Genomic DNA, 16813 nt, shown 5'->3' with positions numbered 1-16813 from the left:
GTTCAAAGCAACCCGTTGATCGCATTTCGAAACAGGCGGTCGTATTCGGTGGCGTCGAGACGCTTCGGATTGCCGTCGTTGGAGGGATCGTGCTCGGCCATGGCGGCGGCCTCGGGCAGAACCGATTCGTCGACGCCGATTTCCCTCAGCGTGTGCGGAATTCCGAGCTCGCGGCGGAGCGCCAGGACCCAGTCGAGCACCGCGTCGGCGCTCTGTCCCGGCAGGTCGAGATAGCGCGCCAAGGCCGCCAGCCTGTCGTCGATCGCCGGGCGGTTGAAGGCGAGCACATAGGGCATGACGACCGCATTGGTGAGGCCGTGATGCGTGCCGCGCAGGCTGGAACTCGGATGGCTCATCGCATGCATGGCGCCGAGCCCCTTCTGGAAGGCGACCGCGCCCATCGACGAGGCGATCAGCATCTGCGAGCGTGCCGCGATGTCGTGGCCGTCGGCGAATGCTTTGGGCAGCCAGTCCTTGACGAGGCGGATGCCTTCCAGCGCGATGCCGGCCGACATCGGATGGAAGAACGGGCTGCACCACGCCTCCAGCGAATGCGACAGCGCGTCCATGCCGGTCCAGGCCGTGATCTTCGCCGGCAGGTCGACCGTCAGCTCGGGATCGGCGATCACGACCTTCGGCAGCATCAGCGGGTGGAAGATGATCTTCTTGGTGTGGTCGGACGGGTCGGTGATGACGCCGGCGCGGCCGACCTCGGAACCGGTGCCGGCCGTGGTCGGCACGGCGACAACAGGCGCGATGCCGGCGGCGTCGGCCCGGGTCCACCAGTCGGCCCGGTCCTCGAAGTCGAAGACGGGGCGCGTCTGGCCGCTCATGAAGGCGATGGTCTTGCCGATATCCATGGCCGAGCCGCCGCCGAAGGCGATCACACCGTCATGGCCGCCGGCGCGGTAGGCGGCGAGCCCGTCGTCGAGATTGGCGAGCGTCGGATTGCCGTCGACCTTCGAGAACACCGCGTACGGGACTTTCGCCGCGTCGAGAATGGCGAGCGTGCGCGCCACGATCGGCAGCGCCACGAGGCCGGGATCGGTGACGAAGAGCGGCCGCGCGATGCCGGCGGTGGCGAGCGCCGCCGGCAGTTCGGCGATGCGGCCGGCGCCGAAGCGGATCGCGGTCGGATAGGACCAGTTGGCATTCAGCGAGGCATAGCCGTCGATCATGGATCGTTCCTTGGCAACTGCTTTCTAGGGGCGGCGTTGCGGCACGCCGGTTCAGTCGGATCGGTGGCGGGGGTGTCAATCGGTCCGGGTGCGGAGATGAAAACTCTTCGGTCGCGTCAGCTGCTCGTAGCCGACGACAGAGAGGCTGGCGCCGCGTCCGGTCGCCTTGACGCCGGTCCAGGCGAGCGCCGGATCGACATAGTCGCAGCGGTTCATGAACACGGTGCCGGTGTCGATGCGGTCGCCGATCGCCTCCGCCGCCTCCTGGTCCTCCGTCCAGATGGCGGCAGTCAGGCCGAATTCGGAATCGTTCATCAGCCGGATCGCCTCGTCGTCTGATCTGACCTTCATGATCCCGATGGCGGGGCCGAAGGTTTCTTCCTTCATGAAGCGCATCGAATGGTCGACATCGGTCAGAACCTGCGGCGCCAGATAGGGCGTGCCGGCCTTCGCCTCGGGGAAATGCCTGGGATCGATCAGCGGCTTCGCGCCGGCGCGCACCGCCTCGTCGACCTGGTCGCGGATGAAGTCGGCGGCGGCGGTGCGGACGACCGGGCCGAGCGTCGTCGCCGGATCGGTCGGGCTGCCGAGCTTGTAGGCGTTGACCGTCGCGACGACGCCCTCGACGAAGCGGTCATAGACCGCCTCGTGTACATAGACGCGCTCCATCGCGCAGCAGGACTGGCCGGAATTGAAGAAGCCGCCATCGACGATGTTCTCGACCGCGAAGGCGAGGTTGACGTCGGGCCGGACATAGGCCGGATCCTTGCCGCCGAGTTCGAGTGTCGTCGCCGGAAAATTCGGCGCGCCGGCGACCGAGGCCATGATCTTGCGGCCGCCAGATGTCGAGCCGGTGAAGCCGACCTGGTCGACGAGGCCGGAGCGGATCGCCCGGTCGGTCGTCTCGTGCGACATGTTCACAAACTGGAACACGTCCTTCGGCAGCGCCGCCTTCGCGAAGGCCGATGCGAAGTGCTCGGCGACCAGCGCCGTCTGGCTCGAATGCTTCATGACGACCGCATTGCCGGCGAGGAGCGCCGGCAGCACGGCGTTGAGCGCCGTCATGTAGGGGAAGTTCCAGGCCGGCAGGTTCAGGCAGACGCCGAGCGGTTCGCGCCGGATATAGCGGCGGAAGCCTTCCTTTGGGCCAGCGTCGATATCGGCGAGCGATTCTTCCGCGATCGCGATCATGTAGCGGGCGCGCTCTTCGAAGCCGCGCATTTCGCCATGGCCGAAGCGGATCGGCCGGCCCATCTGCCAGGCGAGCAACTCGGCCACCTTGTCCTTCTCCGCCACCATGGCGTCGACGAAGCGGGTGGCGATCGCGGCGCGGTCGGCGACGCCGGTCTCGCGCCAGTCGCGCTGCGCTGCCTTCGCCCGCTTCAGAGTCGCGAGCACCTCGGCGTCGGTCGCGAGCGGCCGCTCGGCATAGACCGAGCCGTCGACGGGGGTGATGATCCGGAGGAGGGGGGGGGTCATGGCTTTATTCCTGCGGGCGTCGTCGCTTCAAGAACGCTCGAAGCCGCGTTGCAGCTCCCAGTCGGTGATGCGGCGGTCCTGTTCGAGCTGCTCCCAGCGCGCGGCATGAAGATAGTGCTCGACGACCTCGTCGCCGAGGGCGGCGCGCAGGACGCCCGACTTGTCGAGCGCGTCGATCGCTGCACGCAGGGTCTTCGGAATGTCGGGCAGGCTCGCCGCGGCATAGGCGTCGCCGGCGAAAGCGGGCGGCAGGTCGAGCTTTTCCTCGATGCCGTGCAGGCCGGTCGCGATCAGGGCGGCGAAGGCGAGATAGGGGTTCAGATCGGCGCCGCCGATCCGGCATTCGGTGCGGATCGACTTGCCCTCGCCGACGACGCGGAAGCCGGTGGTGCGGTTGTCGACCGACCAGACCGCCTTGGTCGGCGCGAAGGTGCCGGCCTGGAAGCGCTTGTAGGAATTGATGTAGGGCGCGAGGAGCAACGTCATCTCGCCGGCATGCGCCAGATGGCCGGCGAGCCAGGATTTCATCGTCGCCGACATGCCGAGCGGGTCGCCGGCATCGGCGAACAGCGCCGTCTTGCCGGAACCGTCGCGGAGCGAGGAATGGATGTGCGCCGAGGATCCGGCGAGGTCATAGCGCCACTTGGCCATGAAGGTGACGGCGCGGCCCTGCAGGCGGGCGATCTCCTTGATGCCGTTCTTCAGGATGACGTGCCAGTCGGCCATCTCCAGCGCCTCGGCATAGCGCACGTTGATCTCTTCCTGGCCCGGGCCCCATTCGCCCTTCGAATTCTCGACCGGGATGCCGGCGCCGGAAAGCCCGTTGCGGATCGCCCGCATCAGCGGCTCGGTCCGCGTCGTCTGCAGGATCTGGTAGTCCTGGATCGTCTCGCCGGTGGTGGCGAGGCCCTGCCAGTGCTTCGCCCGCGCGCTCTCGGGCGTTTCGTCGAAGACGTAGAATTCGAGTTCGGAGGCGAAGAAGGCCGTCCTGTCCCGCGCCGCCAGCCGCTTCAGCTGGGCCTTCAGGATCGAGCGCGGCGCATGCGGAAGGTCGTCGCCGTGATGGTCGCAGACATCGGCGAGCACCAGCGCCGTACCCTCGAGCCAGGGGATCCGTCGCAATGTCGCGAGATCCGGCTTCAGGACGAAGTCGCCATAGCCCTTTTCCCAGCTCGCCGCCCGATAGCCGGGCACCGGCTCCATGTCGATGTCGGCGGCGAGCAGATAGTTGCAGGCATGGGTTTCGTGGAGCGCGCCTTCGAGGAAGAAGCGCCCGGTGAAGCGCTTGCCCGCGAGGCGGCCCTGCATGTCGGGGAAGGCGACGATCACCGTGTCGATGGTGCCGGCCTCGATCTCTGCCTCGAGCGCGGCCAGCGTCAGCTTGCCGGTCATGCTCATCCCCCGCACGCGGCAGGGAAATCGCAGCTCAGCGGGCGCAGGTGCGCCCGGGGCATTCCGGCAGCCATGCAGTGATACATGCTCGCTGGTCCCGATCGCGCCGGTCGTCCGCCGGGTGGCGGCGTCTCCCCCGCGGCGCGGATCCAGCGAAGGTGCCAGCAGCCGGCACGGCGGTCAATCGGCCGCGCCGCTGCGTCAGCTGGCGCCTATTCGAGCGCGTCGCGCCAGGCCGCCACATAGGCCGCGACGTCCCGTGTCAGCGGCTTCGCTGGCTCGGGATCGGGCTGGCCGGGGCCGGCGCCCTCGGGGCCGGTCGCCAGCAGGGCGGCACCCTCGGTGGTGCCCGTCGCGTCGGCGCGGGCGATGACCGGCCGGCCGACGACGCTGGTCAGCGCCGACAGGAACAGCGCGTTGCGGGAGATCGGCCCCTCGACGATGATCGGGCCGGCGGCGCCGGTCAGCTGCAGGCAGGTGTCGGCGACCAGCGCGCAATAGAGGCTGGCGGCGGCGACCTTCTCGCCCGGCGTCAGCGTCGCCGGATCATGGCTCCAATGGCCCTCCTGGAAGGCGTAGGGGCCGGTGCCCGGCGCGAAGGACGGCAGCGCCATGATCTTTTCGTCGAGGACGCGGGCGAGCTCGGCCTCGCTCGGTTCCACCTTCGAATCCTCGGTCAGCAGCGCGAATTCGCGCCCCGCCATGAAGCGGGCCGAGGGCACGGCGCGGCCGAAGGCGTCGACATTGGCGAGGCAGTCGCGCGCCGGGTCGAGATCGGCGATCGAGCCGCCGACGGCGAAGAAGATCATCCAGGTGCCGGTCGAGATCACCGAGAAGGGCGGCCGGCGGCGCAGGATGTGCGGCAGCAGGCTGGCGTTCGAATCATGGATGCCGGCGACGACGCGGCAATCGGCCGGCAGCCCCGTCTTTTCTGCGAGCTCGGGACGGATCGTTCCGGCCGTGTCCCAGGGATGGACGCGCGGCGGCACCATCTCGGACCAGCCGCGGTCGTCGGCGAGGCGCGAGAAGGTTCCGGCCTCGGGGTTCCAGAGATCGGTGTGGCAGCCGATCATGGTCGGCTCGCTGACCGTCGCGCCAGAAAGCCGCCAGACCCAGTATTGCGGATAGAACAGGATCGTCGTGGCGCGGCTGAAGGCGGACGGATAGGTCTCCTGCTGCCAGTAGAGCTGGCGGCCGATGTTGAGGCCGGCCGGCAGGTCCGGCGACAGCGTCTCCCAGAAGGCGCCGCGCTGCGGGCGGTAGGCCTCGGCGACGGAATCCGGTCCCTTGTACTCATAGTCGAGGATCGGCATCACCAGGTCGTGGCCGTCGATCAGCGCCACGGCGGCGCCGTGCGTCGTCGTCGCGATGCAGGTGATCTCGGCCTGGGGCGCGAACTCCTTCAGCCCCTCCAGGATCCACTTCCACAACCGCGCGACGTCGTAGTGCGGGAAGAGCCCTTCGGTGAGGACTGCGTTGTTGGTCGTGCGGATCGCAAGGATCGCGCGCGTCCCGGCGTCGACGAGCGCGAGCTTGGCGTTGGTCTTGCCGATGTCGAGGACGACGGTGGCTTGGGGCATGGTCTGGCCTTCGGGGGCAGGCTGGGTCTCGGGCATCGGTCCGGTCACGGCATGTGGAAGACGGTCTCGAGCGGCGTCGCCACCGGCTCGTTGTTCGGGTGCGAGGCCATGATGTCGGCCATGTGCGCCCACCAGCGCTGCATCACGGGATGCGCGGGAAGATCGTCCATGCGGTGGTCGTCGGTGCGCCAGAGCACGGCGAACAGGGTTCCCGTGTCACGGTCGAGGTGGATCGAATAGTCGGAGACGCCGGCCTCCTTCAGGAGCGCCGAGAGCTCCGGCCAGATCTCGTCGTGGCGGCGCTTGTATTCGGCTTCCTGGCCCGGATGAAGCTGCATCTTGAAGGCGTATTTCTGCACCGGATCCTCCTTGGAACGCGGGTCCATAGTGGTCATGGAACGGGGGGCGACGACAAGGGGCGTCGCGGTCGCGGCCGCAACGTCAGGACGTGGCCGCCTGTCGCCACATCGCGGCATAGGCGGCAAAATCGCCGCCGAGCGGCGTGGACGGCTCGGGGTCGGGGCTGGCGGGATGCGCCTTGTCCGGCCCGTCGGCGAGGAGGGCGGCGCCCTCGGTCGTGCCGGTCGCATCGGGACGGCCGATCACCGGCCGGTCGACCAGCGCGGCGAGCGCCGACAGGAACAGCGCGTTGCGGGCGAACGGGCCCTCGACCAGCACCGGCCCTTCCGAGCCGGTCAGGCTGAGGCAGGTTTCCGCCACCAGCGCGACATAGAGGCTCGCCGCCGCCGTGCGCTCTTCGGGCGAGAGCGTGGCGGGATCGACGCTCCAGCTGCCCTTCCTGTGGCCGAACGGGCCGTTGCCGGCGACGAAGCCCGGCAGCGCCATGACGCGCCGTTCGATCACCGAGGCAACGTCCGCCTCGCTCGGCGCGGCCGCCTGGCCCCCGGTCAGGATCTCGAACTCGCGCCCCGCCATCGACATCGCAGACGGCACCGGCCGCGCGAAGGCGTCGGCATAGGCGAGGCCGCCGCGCTCGGCGTCGAGATGGTCGAGACTGCCGCCGGCGGCAAAGGTGATCATCCAGGTGCCGGTCGAGATCACGGTGAAGGGCAGCGGCCGGGCCAGGATGTGCGGCAGCAGGCTGGCGTTCGAGTCGTGGATGCCGGCGACGACGCGGCAATCGGGCGAGAGGCCGGTGCGGGCGGCGATCTCTGGCAGGACCGGGCCGGCCGTGTCCCAGGGCGCCGCGCGCGGCGGAAACAGCCTGGTCCAGCCCTGTTTCTCGACGAGGCTCGAATAGGTGCCGGCGCGGCCGTTCCAGAGGTCGCTATGGGCGCCGAACGAGGTCGCCTCGGCGACGCGGCGGCCGGTCAGCCGCCAGACCCAGTATTGCGGATAGGGCACGACGGCCTCGGCGCCGGCGAACTCCGCCGGGAAGCGGCGCGCCATCCAGTAGAGCTGTCGCCCGGCATTGAGGCCGCCGGGCAGGTCGGGCGAGAGGATCTCGGCGAAATCGCCGCGCGCCTTGCGATACTCGTCCGCGACCTCGTCGGGCCCCGCGAATTCATAATCCATTACCGGCAGCACCAGGCCGTCGCGGCCGAGCAGGGCGATCGCCGCGCCATGCGTCGTCGTGGCGATGACCGTGATCTCGGCCTTCCCGGCGAAGTCCGCCAGTCCGTCGAGGAACCATTCGAAGGTGCCGTCGACGTCGAAATGCGGGTAGGGCGGTCCGGGCAGGACGGCGTTCTTCCGCGTCTTGATGTCGAGCACGGCGCGGGTTTCGAGATCGAGCAGGGCGAGCTTGGCGTTCGACTTGCCGATGTCGAGGACGGCGATGGCGCGGGTCGCGATAGGCTGGGTCATGCGATTGCGTTTCGTTCAGCGCTTGGCGGCGCTGGCGAGCGCGCGGCGGTAGATCTCGGCGTCCCAGGTGACGAGTTCCTGCTCCTGCTCGACGGTGAGGAAGTGGAGCGGCGCGTCGGCGGGGATGCGGCCGGTGACGTCGGCGAGCGCGCGGGCGAGCGCGTCGCCGCCGCGCAGCACGTCCTTGTGGATCAGCACGCCCTTGCCGGGCACGGCGACGAGCATCGGCGCGAGCGCGGCGCGTTCGGCCAGTGCCGCCGGCGTGTCGCCGTCGTCGAGCACGGCGATGCCACTGCCGAGGAAGACGACATGGTCGGGATAGAGCGTGCCCTGGCGGGCGATGGCGAGGCGGGCCGGATCGGTCGCCGTCGCATGCGCGATGGGATCTTCCGGCAGGCGGTAGGGCGAGCCCTCGGCCAGCGCTTCGAGCGCCGCGAGATCGGCCGCCGGCGCGGGCCGGACAGGCGAGGCGAGGGCCGAAGAGACGCGCTCGACCAGCTGCCCCGCCTCGGCGACCGTATCGGCGGCGACGATCAGGCCGTGATTGCCGAGCACGACGACATTGGTGCCCGGCTTCGACACCGCGTCGATCGCGCGCGCCAAGGGCAGGCCCGGCTTCACATAGGGCACATAGGACCAGGTGACGCCGGCGAGACCATCGAGGCGCGCCGCGATCTCAGCCTCGGCGTCGGTGCGGCCGACCAGCGCGCCCGTCTCGACGCAGTGGATGTGCAGCACGGCGGCCTGCGGCAGGACGGCGTGGACCGAGGTCTCGACCGAAGGGCGAAGGTTGAGCGGATTGGCCTCGGCGATGACGAAGTCCGTCGCCTTGGCGGCGCGTTCGTCATTGACGGCGATGGCAGCGAGCAGTGGCTCCAGCTGGACGGGCAGGAAGATCTCTCGCGCCTCCGCCTCGGCGAGCCAGGTGCCGGAGGCCTTGACCCAGAGCACGCCGTCGCGCTTCAGCGAGGTATTGCCGCCGGCGGCCTGGGTGCGGCGCGGGTCGCGTCCGAGCGCCGCGGACAGCGTCTTGAGGGCGGCGAATTCGGGGTCGTTGGTCGAAAGAGTCAATATCCGGCTCCGGTAGGCATGCAATGGACGAGGGCCAGGGGATGATCCGTCATTGTCGGACGCCGGCCCTTCACCTCTCCCTGAGGGAGAGGTCGGAGCAAAGCTCCGGGTGAGGGTTTAGGGAACTTTCCGGATGAGGCCGTAAACCCTCACCCGCCGCACTTCGTGCGTCGACCTCTCCCTCAGGGAGAGGTGAAGACAGGGCCGGCTCCTTCGGCGCGCGACTGTCTTGCAGGAAATCAAATGGAACGCGAGGCATGGCGGACCATGCCTCGCGCGGGGATCGGATCGCAATCAGAAGTCGAACTGGCCGATGTTCTCCTTGGTGAAGGTGAACGGGGCGCCGAGCAGGATCTCGGAGCCGTTGATCACCTGCAACTCGCCGAGCTTGCCGGCCTTGACCGAGGTCGCGCCCGGCTTCAGGTCGCCATCGGCGGTGGCGCGCAGGACCTGCATCGCGGCATAGCCGAGATCGACGGGGTTCCAGAGCACGACCGACTTGACGCAGTCCTTCTCGACATAGGGCTTCATGGCGTTCGGCGTGGCGAGGCCGACGACCGAGATCTTGCCGCACTTGCCAGCCTGGGTGACGGCCTCGGCCGAGGCGGGCGTCGCGACCGAGGTCATGCCGAAGATGCCCTTCAAATCATCGCCATGCTTGTTGATCAGCGTCGTCGCCTGGTTGAAGGAGAGGACGTTGTCTTCCTGCGCCTCGACGGTCTCCAGCCACTTCATGTTGGGATGGCACTTGGCCTGATAGGCCTCCATCTCGGCGATCCAGCGGGCCTGGTTCGGCGTGGTGAAGGTCGAGGTGACGATGGCGAACGAGGCGTCCTCGCCGACCTCCTTGGCCATGTTGTCGACCAGCGCCTTGGCGATGCCGTTGAACTCGGCCTGGTTGACGAACCACTGGCGGGCGTCCGGCTCGGAGTTGGCGTCATAGCCGACGACGTTGATGCCGGCGGCGAGCGCCTTCTTCAGGACCGGGGCGATGGCGACCGGATCGTTGGCGGCGAACAGGATGCCGTCGACACCCGAGGTGATGTAGTTGTCGATGAACGAGATCTGCTGGTCGATGTTCGCCTGGGTCGGGCCGTCGGTCTTGGCGTCGACATTGCCGAGTTCCTTGGCGGCGTCGGCGATGCCCTTCGAGGTGGCGTTGAAATAGCCGATGCCGATCAGCTTCGGCACGTCGACCACCTTGATCGGCTTGCCCTTGCGATCCGGCGCGTTGGTCGGAACGCCGCCGTCATAGGGCTTGGCCTCGGCCTTGCCCGGGGTTCCGTCGCAGGCGAGCGGGTTGGTCGGCAGGTCGTCGCCGCCGGTCCAGGACCCTGCGAGGGCGGCGCCGCTGGCGCCGAGGCTCAGTCCAAGAGCCAGTAGAATGGTTCTCTTCAACATCTGCACGTCTCCTCCAAAAATGACGCCGGGGCCATTGTTGTTGCGGCGAGCCCCCCTCGTCCCCTGCTTGATCAGCCGTCGCCTTCGCGGCTGAAGAGATTGCTCGCGACGATCGCGAGGATGAGCACCACGCCGATGACGACGATGGTGCCGTCGCCCTTGACGCCGGACAGCGCGAGGCCGTTCTTCAGCGCCTGCATCAGGATCAGGCCGAGCACGGTGCCGATGATCGTGCCGCGGCCGCCGAAGATCGACGTCCCGCCGAGCACCACGGCCGTGATGACGTCGAGCTCGAGGCCGGTGCCCATGTCGGAGCGCGTGGTCGAGACGCGCGAGACGAAGATGACGCCGGCGAGCCCGGCGACGAGGCCGGAGGCGGTGTAGATCAGCAGCTTGGTGCGATCGACGCCGATGCCCGAGAAGCGGGCGCCGATCTCGTTGGCGCCGGTCGCGTAGGTGGCGCGGCCGAAGGTCGTCAGCCCGAGGATGACGGCGGCGATGACCACCAGGGCGCCGAGGATCCAGAGCTGCGTCGGCACGCCCCAGACCTCGCCCTGGCCGAGCACGAAGAACCAGTCGGGATAGCCGCGTACCGAGCGGGCCTGGCTGATGCCTTCGGCGAGGCCACGATAGAGTGCCAGCGTCGCCAGCGTCGCGATCAGCGGCGGCACGCCGAAGCGGGTGATGATCAGCCCGTTGACCAGCCCGCCGATGCCGGCGGCGAAGACCGCCAGCACCATGGCGACCGGCAGCGGAATGCCGAGATTGTGCCAGAACACGCCGAGCAGGATCGCCGTCAGGCCGAGGATGGAGCCGACCGAGAGGTCGATGCCGCCGGTGACGATGACGAAGGTCATGGCGAGCGCCACCAGCCCGACCTCGGCCATCAGCCGGCCCTGGTTCAGCAGGTTGGCGGTGGTGAAGAAGCGGTCGGACTGGCTTGCGAGCGCGAAGAGTACGAGGACGAGCAGGATCGCGAGGATCGTCTCGTGGCGCAGCAGGGAGCGGAGCGTTGCGGTCATCGTGTCGTCACCGGAGCCTGTGTCGCCGCGCCATGTCGGCGAGCACGGTGACGAGGATCAGCAGACCCTGCACCGCGCGCAGCCAATAGGCGGAGACGTTGAGGAAGATGAGCGAGGAGGCGATCGCGGCGAACAGTATGGCCGCCAGCGTCGAGCCGATCACCGTGCCGGTGCCGCCGAGGATCGAGACGCCGCCGACGACCGAGGCGGTGATCACGGTCAGCTCCAGATTGGGCGGCACGGTCGACTGGATGACCTGCAGCTGGGTGGCGAACAGCACCGCGGCGATGCCGGCAAAGGCACCGTGGATGGCGAAGACGATCACCGTCGAGCGCTCGACCTGGATACCGGCGACGCGGGCCGCTTCGACATTGCCGCCGATGGCGTAGATCGTCCGGCCGAAGCCGGAATAGCGCATCCAGAACGCCACCAGCGCGGTCAGGATCACCATGAACCAGACCGGCGAGGGGATGCCGAACAGGCGGAACTGGGCGATCAGGTAATCGGCAGGAAGGTTGCTGATCCACGCGCCGCCGGTGACGCTGATCAGGCCGCCCTTCAGGATCGACAGCATGCCGAGCGTGACGACGATCGACGGGATGCGCAGATAGGCGATCAGCGCGCCGACGCCGGCATTGACGAGGATGCCGATCGCGACCGGCGCGAGCCAGGCGAGCCAGATCGGGTAGCCGTTGACGGCGAGCGTACCGGAGATCGTCGCCAGCACGCCGATCAGCGAGCCGACCGCGACGTCGATATGGCCGGAGATGATGACCAGCGACATGCCGATCGCGGCCACCGCGATATAGGCGTTGCCGGCGAAGATGTTGGTGATGTTGTTGGCGCCGAGGAAGCGCGGATTGACGAAGCTGACCACCAGGATGAGCAGGATGATGGCGCCGAGCAGGATGAATTCCTGGCCATAGGCGGCGACGCGCTTCATCGGATGCATGGCCGGCGCGGGGCGCGCGACGGTGGGGTTCGATGCCGACATCAGGCGACCTCCGCCTTGGCGGCGCCGGCATCATTGGCGCTGGTCTGCATCATGGCGGTGCCGACGCTGTCGGGCGTCGCGGCGTCGCGGTCGAACTCGGCGACGATGCGGCCATTGTTCATGACCAGCACGCGGTCGCTCATGCCGAGCACCTCGGGCAGCTCGCTCGAGATCATCAGCACGGCGAGGCCCTGGCCGGCGAGGCGGCTCATCAGGGCGTGGATCTCCGCTTTGGCGCCGACGTCGATGCCGCGCGTCGGCTCGTCCATGATCAGCACGCGGGGCTCCGTCGCCACCCATTTCGCCAGCACGACCTTCTGCTGGTTACCGCCGGACAATTGCCGGACGCGCTGCTCGGGTCCGCGGGCGCGGATGCCGAAGCGCTTGATCAGCTCCTTGGCCAGGCTCGTTTCCTTGGCCCGGTCGACGATGGTCGCGGTCGAGATGCGGTCGAGCAGGGCGAGCGACAGGTTCTCGCGGATGGTCTGCGGCTTGATCAGGCCCTGCAGGCCGCGATCCTCCGGCACATAGGCGATGCCGAGGTCGCGCGCCTGCTTCGGATCGGTGATCGTCACCGGCCTGCCGTCGAGCAGGATCTCGCCCGAGGTCGCCGGCGTGATGCCGAAGATGGTGAGCGCGAGCTCGGTACGGCCGGAGCCGATCAGCCCGGCAATGCCGACGATCTCGCCGGCGCGCAGCGTCAGCGAGATGTCCTCGACCTCGTCGCGATAGGAGACGTTGCGCAATTCGAGGATCGGCGCGCCGATCTCGGTGTCGACCTTGGGGAAGAGCTGGTCGACCGGGCGGCCGACCATCATTGACACCAGCTCGCCCTCGGTGATCGCGCCGATGTCGTGCGTGCCGACATAGGCGCCGTCGCGCAGCACCGTGACGCGGGTGGCGAGCGCGAAGATCTCGGGCATGCGGTGCGAGACATAGACGATGGCGACGCCGCGGTCGCGCAGCCGCCGGACGACGTCCATCAGCCGGCGCGCGTCGGTGTCGGAGAGCGCCGCCGTCGGCTCGTCCATGATCAGAACGCGGGCGTCCTGCGACAGCGCCTTGGCGATCTCGACGCGCTGGCGGTTGGCGACGGAAAGGCTGCCGACGCGGGCATCGACATCGAGGTCGTGGCTGTCGAGCTCGTCGAGCAGGCGGCGCGCCTCGTCGCGCATCTTCGTCCAGTCGAGCGCGTTCATCGTCGTGCGCGGCGCGTGGCCGAGGAAGATGTTCTCGGCAACCGAAAGCTCCGGGAAGAGCAGCAGCTCCTGGTAGACGGTGGCGATGCCGGCGGCGCGGGCCTCGCGCGGCGAGGCGAAGCGAACGACCGCGCCGTTGACGCGGATCTCGCCCGTGTCGGGCGCGTGCACGCCGGCCATGACCTTGATCAGCGTCGACTTGCCGGCGCCGTTCTCGCCCATCAGCGCGTGCACCTCGCCCGGCCGGACGTCGAAGGAGACGTCCTTCAGGGCCTTCACGCCGGCGAACGATTTCGACACCCCCTCCAGGGCGAGGATCGGCTGCATGGCTTGGCGTTTCCCTTGAACGTCCGGCTTGGTGCCGGTTTTCTTGTTGGCCGGGATTGGCGCGTCTTCTAGGGCATCAGCTCTCCGGTTCGACTTCGACGACGTCGACGATGACGCCGGCGTCGCGCAGCATGTCGCAGGCTTCCTTCGGGGCGGAACTGTCGGTGATCACCCGGTCGAGCTGGGTCAAGGGACACAGGATCAGGCTGCCGCGCGGCTGGAACTTCGAGCCGTCGACGAGCGCGATCACCTGCTCGGCCTGCTTCAGCATCTTCTGTTCGGCCTTGATCAGGATGGGGTCGCCCTCGATCAGGCCCTGGCGGCGGATGGCGTGCGCGCCGAGGAAGTATTTGGCGGCGTAGAAATGCTCGATCACCGTGTCGTTGGTGTAGGGGCTGACGACCATGCGCTGTTCGCGATGGATGTCGCCGCCCGGCAGCACGACCTGGCAGTCGCCATTGCCGACCAGGTAGAGAGCAAGATCGAGCGAATTGGTGAGCACGCGCAGCTTGCGCGTGGCGATGTGCGGCCCGAGGCAGTAGGTCGTGGTGCCGCCATTGACGATGATCGATTCCCCGTCCGAGCACAGCTCCGCCGCCGCCCGCGCGATGGCGCGCTTGGCGGGCAGGTTCTGCAGCCGGGTTTCCTCGAAGGCGGGCGTCATCAGGCTCGAGATGCCGTTGCTGTCGCCATGCAGGCGCTCGGCGCCGCCGCGCACCTTGCGCAGCTGGCCCTCGTCGCTCAGCGCCGTGATGTCGCGCCGGATCGTCGCCTCGGACGCGCCGGTCAGCCCGACGAGCTGCGCCACCGTGACGACGGGACGCTCGGCCACCTCGCCGAGGATGATCCTGTGGCGCTCGATTTCGTGCATGCGTCCCTCCGAACGAGCGGGATTGTCCAAGCTTTCCGATGATTGTCAATCAGAAACGATCATTCTCGATAATGCTGCGACGCAGAATGATCAATAGGCGTCATAATGCGGCGCAATATCGAGCGGTTCGTGCTTTGATCTGATCGGTTTTGATTGACAAACCAGGCCGCGGCTGACAGATCATCATCGGCAATTGCGTGGTCGCCGGCCGTGTGAAGCGGTCCGGCGGCGTCCCCGTGGATGGTTCGCCGATCCGATGCGCTCGCGCCAGCGAAGCGGCGACCGATCAAGAGCACCGATCATGACCGAACCCGCTTCCTCGCACCTCCTCGACAATCGCTGGGACGACGCCAAGGCCGCCGGCCTCAGCGAGCCGGAACTGCTGCTCTATCGCTCGAACCTGCTCGGCTCGGACAAGCGCATCACCAATTTCGGCGGTGGCAACACCTCGGCCAAGGTGACGGAGAAGGATCCGCTGACGGGCCAGGATGCGACCGTGCTCTGGGTCAAGGGCTCTGGCGGCGACGTCGGCTCGATGAAGCTCGATGGCTTCGCCACCCTCTACCAGGACAAGCTGGAAGCGCTGAAGGGCATCTATCGCGGCCTCGAGTTCGAGGACGAGATGGTCGGCTACCTGCCGCACTGCACCTTCAACCTCAATCCCCGCGCGGCGTCGATCGACACTCCGCTGCACGCCTATGTGCCCTACAAGCATGTCGACCACATGCATCCCGACGCGGTCATCGCCATCGCCGCCTCGAAGAACTCGAAGGAACTGACGCAGCAGATCTATGGCGACGCCATCGGCTGGCTGCCCTGGAAGCGCCCGGGCTTCGAGCTCGGCCTGTGGCTGTCGAAGTTCGCCAAGGAGAACCCGAGCGCCAAGGGCGTCGTGCTGGAGAGCCACGGCCTGTTCACCTGGGCCGACACCTCCAAGGAAGCCTATGAGCTGACGCTCGAGATCATCAACAAGGCGATCGCCTGGTTCGCCAAGGAAACCGCCGGCAAGCCGATCTTCGGCGGCGCCGTCGCGCAGTCGCTCGATGCCGACAAGCGCCGCGCCGTCGCCGCCGCGCTCATGCCGCAGATCCGCGGCCGCATCGGCAAGACGGAATCCAAGATCGGTCATTTCGACGACCAGCCGGCCGTGCTGGAGTTCGTCAATTCCGCTCAGCTTCGCTCATTGGCGGCGCTCGGCACGTCCTGCCCCGATCACTTCCTGCGCACCAAGATCCGTCCGCTGGTCGTCGACTATGATCCGGCCAAGGACAATCTGGACGCGGTGCTCGAAGGTCTCGACGGTTCGCTCGACGCCTACCGCGCCGACTACGCCGCCTATTACGATCGCTGCAAGCATGACAACAGCCCGGCGATGCGCGACCCGAACGCCGTCGTCTATCTGGTGCCCGGCGTCGGCATGATCACGTTTGCCCGCGACAAGGCCACCGCCCGCATCGCCGGCGAGTTCTACGTCAACGCCGTCAACGTGATGCGCGGCGCCTCGACGGTCTCGACCTATGTCGGCCTGAACGAGCAGGAAGCCTTCGACATCGAGTACTGGCTGCTCGAGGAAGCCAAGCTGCAGCGCATGCCGAAGCCGAAGTCGCTCGCCGGCCGCATCGCCTTCATCACCGGCGGCGCCGGCGGCATCGGCTCGGCCACCGCCGTCCGCTACCTGCAGGAAGGCGCGGTCGTCATGATCGCCGACATCGACCAGGCGGCGCTGGATTCGACCGTCGCCGGCCTCGGCGCCAAGTACGGCAAGGACAACATCCGCGGCGTCATCGCCAACGTCACCAGCGAAGGCGCGGTCGACAAGGCGTTCCACGACACGCTGATCGAGTTCGGCGGCATCGACATCCTCGTCTCCAACGCCGGCATCTCCTCCGCCGCGCCGTTCGAGGAGACGACGCTCGAGACCTGGGACAAGAACATCGCGATCCTCGCGACCGGCTATTTCCTCGTCTCGCGCGCCGCCTACCGCATCATGAAGACCCAGAAGCTCGGCGGTTCGATCGTCTTCATCGCCTCGAAGAACGGCCTCGCGGCTTCGGCCGGCGCCTCGGCCTACTGCACCGCCAAGGCGGCCGAAATCCATCTCGCCCGCTGCCTGGCGCTCGAGGGCGCGCCGTTCGGCATCCGCGTCAACACGATCAACCCGGACGCGGTGCTGCGCGGCTCGAAGATCTGGCAGGGCGAGTGGCGCCAGCAGCGCGCCGAGTCGAACAAGATCGGCGAGGACGATCTCGAGGAGTTCTACCGCAACCGCTCGCTGCTGAAGCGCAGCGTGTTCCCGGAGGACATCGCCGAGGCCGCCTACTTCCTCGCCGCGGATCTGTCGAACAAGTCGACCGGCAACATCATCAACGTCGATGCCGGTAACGCGATCTCGTTCACGAGGTAAGGACCCAACCTCGCCGTCATCCCGGGCTTGACCCGGGATGACGGAGCTAGCTGGATTTCGGCCCGTCC

At 68.0% G+C, this 16813-nt stretch carries 13 protein-coding genes; 1 reads left to right on the top strand and 12 read right to left on the bottom strand.

Annotated features, from left to right (window positions below; all coding sequences use genetic code 11):
- Window positions 1-2: 2 nt before the first annotated feature.
- The 12 genes from G539_RS0117830 to G539_RS0117775 form a co-directional block, all read right to left on the bottom strand.
- A complete protein-coding gene (locus G539_RS0117830; protein ID WP_029076405.1) occupies window positions 3-1178 on the bottom strand; it encodes an iron-containing alcohol dehydrogenase in 1176 nt (391 codons plus the stop codon).
- Window positions 1179-1253: 75 nt separating this feature from the next.
- Window positions 1254-2657, bottom strand: a complete 1404-nt coding sequence (locus tag G539_RS0117825) for an aldehyde dehydrogenase family protein (RefSeq protein ID WP_029076404.1) — start codon at window positions 2655-2657, stop codon at window positions 1254-1256.
- 27 nt (window positions 2658-2684) lie between these two features.
- Window positions 2685-4049, bottom strand: coding sequence for a glutamine synthetase family protein (locus G539_RS0117820; RefSeq protein ID WP_029076403.1), 1365 nt, complete (start codon window positions 4047-4049; stop codon window positions 2685-2687).
- Between the two features lie 212 nt (window positions 4050-4261).
- Window positions 4262-5629: an FGGY-family carbohydrate kinase gene (locus G539_RS0117815; protein ID WP_029076402.1), complete on the bottom strand. Its 1368-nt coding sequence runs from the start codon at window positions 5627-5629 to the stop codon at window positions 4262-4264.
- Window positions 5630-5673: 44 nt separating this feature from the next.
- Window positions 5674-5988, bottom strand: a complete 315-nt coding sequence (gene rhaM, locus G539_RS0117810) for an L-rhamnose mutarotase (protein ID WP_029076401.1) — start codon at window positions 5986-5988, stop codon at window positions 5674-5676.
- Window positions 5989-6070: 82 nt separating this feature from the next.
- The gene (locus G539_RS25330; RefSeq protein ID WP_035831546.1) at window positions 6071-7456 is read right to left on the bottom strand and encodes an FGGY-family carbohydrate kinase; all 1386 of its coding nucleotides are present in this window, start codon (window positions 7454-7456) and stop codon (window positions 6071-6073) included.
- A gap of 15 nt (window positions 7457-7471) precedes the next feature.
- Window positions 7472-8527 carry a class II aldolase/adducin family protein gene (locus tag G539_RS0117800; RefSeq protein ID WP_029076400.1) on the bottom strand — a complete coding sequence of 352 codons (1056 nt, stop codon included), beginning with the start codon at window positions 8525-8527 and terminating at the stop codon, window positions 7472-7474.
- A 294-nt stretch (window positions 8528-8821) separates the two neighbouring features.
- On the bottom strand, window positions 8822-9928 hold the full coding sequence (locus G539_RS0117795) for an autoinducer 2 ABC transporter substrate-binding protein (protein WP_029076399.1): 1107 nt from the start codon (window positions 9926-9928) through the stop codon (window positions 8822-8824).
- Window positions 9929-9999: 71 nt separating this feature from the next.
- Window positions 10000-10950 (bottom strand): ABC transporter permease, encoded by a 951-nt coding sequence (locus G539_RS0117790; protein WP_029076398.1) that lies wholly within the window; start codon window positions 10948-10950, stop codon window positions 10000-10002.
- Window positions 10951-10957: 7 nt separating this feature from the next.
- Entirely contained in the window at window positions 10958-11944 is a 987-nt protein-coding gene (locus G539_RS0117785; RefSeq protein WP_035831544.1) for an ABC transporter permease, read from the bottom strand.
- Entirely contained in the window at window positions 11944-13470 is a 1527-nt protein-coding gene (locus G539_RS25325; protein WP_051231595.1) for a sugar ABC transporter ATP-binding protein, read from the bottom strand. The genes G539_RS0117785 and G539_RS25325 overlap by 1 nt, the downstream gene beginning before the upstream one ends.
- 76 nt (window positions 13471-13546) lie before the next feature.
- Window positions 13547-14341, bottom strand: coding sequence for a DeoR/GlpR family DNA-binding transcription regulator (locus tag G539_RS0117775; protein ID WP_029076396.1), 795 nt, complete (start codon window positions 14339-14341; stop codon window positions 13547-13549).
- Window positions 14342-14642: 301 nt separating this feature from the next.
- Here G539_RS0117775 and G539_RS0117770 point away from each other — a divergent pair, with 301 nt between their 5' ends.
- A complete protein-coding gene (locus G539_RS0117770) occupies window positions 14643-16745 on the top strand; it encodes a bifunctional rhamnulose-1-phosphate aldolase/short-chain dehydrogenase (protein ID WP_029076395.1) in 2103 nt (700 codons plus the stop codon).
- Window positions 16746-16813 lie beyond the last annotated feature (68 nt).

The sequence above is a fragment of the Kaistia adipata DSM 17808 genome (assembly GCF_000423225.1).
GTDB lineage: Bacteria > Pseudomonadota > Alphaproteobacteria > Rhizobiales > Kaistiaceae > Kaistia > Kaistia adipata.
The sequence above is the reverse complement of the archived record's forward strand: the minus strand, read 5'-3'. Positions and strand labels throughout refer to the sequence as shown.

Coding starts and splice junctions, on each gene's coding strand:
- G539_RS0117830 (WP_029076405.1), bottom strand. CDS start 1,178: ATGATCGACGGCTATGCCTCGCTGAATGCCAACTGGTCCTATCCGACC.
- G539_RS0117825 (WP_029076404.1), bottom strand. CDS start 2,657: ATGACCCCCCCCCTCCTCCGGATCATCACCCCCGTCGACGGCTCGGTC.
- G539_RS0117820 (WP_029076403.1), bottom strand. CDS start 4,049: ATGACCGGCAAGCTGACGCTGGCCGCGCTCGAGGCAGAGATCGAGGCC.
- G539_RS0117815 (WP_029076402.1), bottom strand. CDS start 5,629: ATGCCCCAAGCCACCGTCGTCCTCGACATCGGCAAGACCAACGCCAAG.
- G539_RS25330 (WP_035831546.1), bottom strand. CDS start 7,456: ATGACCCAGCCTATCGCGACCCGCGCCATCGCCGTCCTCGACATCGGC.
- G539_RS0117795 (WP_029076399.1), bottom strand. CDS start 9,928: ATGTTGAAGAGAACCATTCTACTGGCTCTTGGACTGAGCCTCGGCGCC.
- G539_RS0117790 (WP_029076398.1), bottom strand. CDS start 10,950: ATGACCGCAACGCTCCGCTCCCTGCTGCGCCACGAGACGATCCTCGCG.
- G539_RS0117785 (WP_035831544.1), bottom strand. CDS start 11,944: ATGTCGGCATCGAACCCCACCGTCGCGCGCCCCGCGCCGGCCATGCAT.
- G539_RS25325 (WP_051231595.1), bottom strand. CDS start 13,470: ATGCAGCCGATCCTCGCCCTGGAGGGGGTGTCGAAATCGTTCGCCGGC.
- G539_RS0117775 (WP_029076396.1), bottom strand. CDS start 14,341: ATGCACGAAATCGAGCGCCACAGGATCATCCTCGGCGAGGTGGCCGAG.
- G539_RS0117770 (WP_029076395.1), top strand. CDS start 14,643: ATGACCGAACCCGCTTCCTCGCACCTCCTCGACAATCGCTGGGACGAC.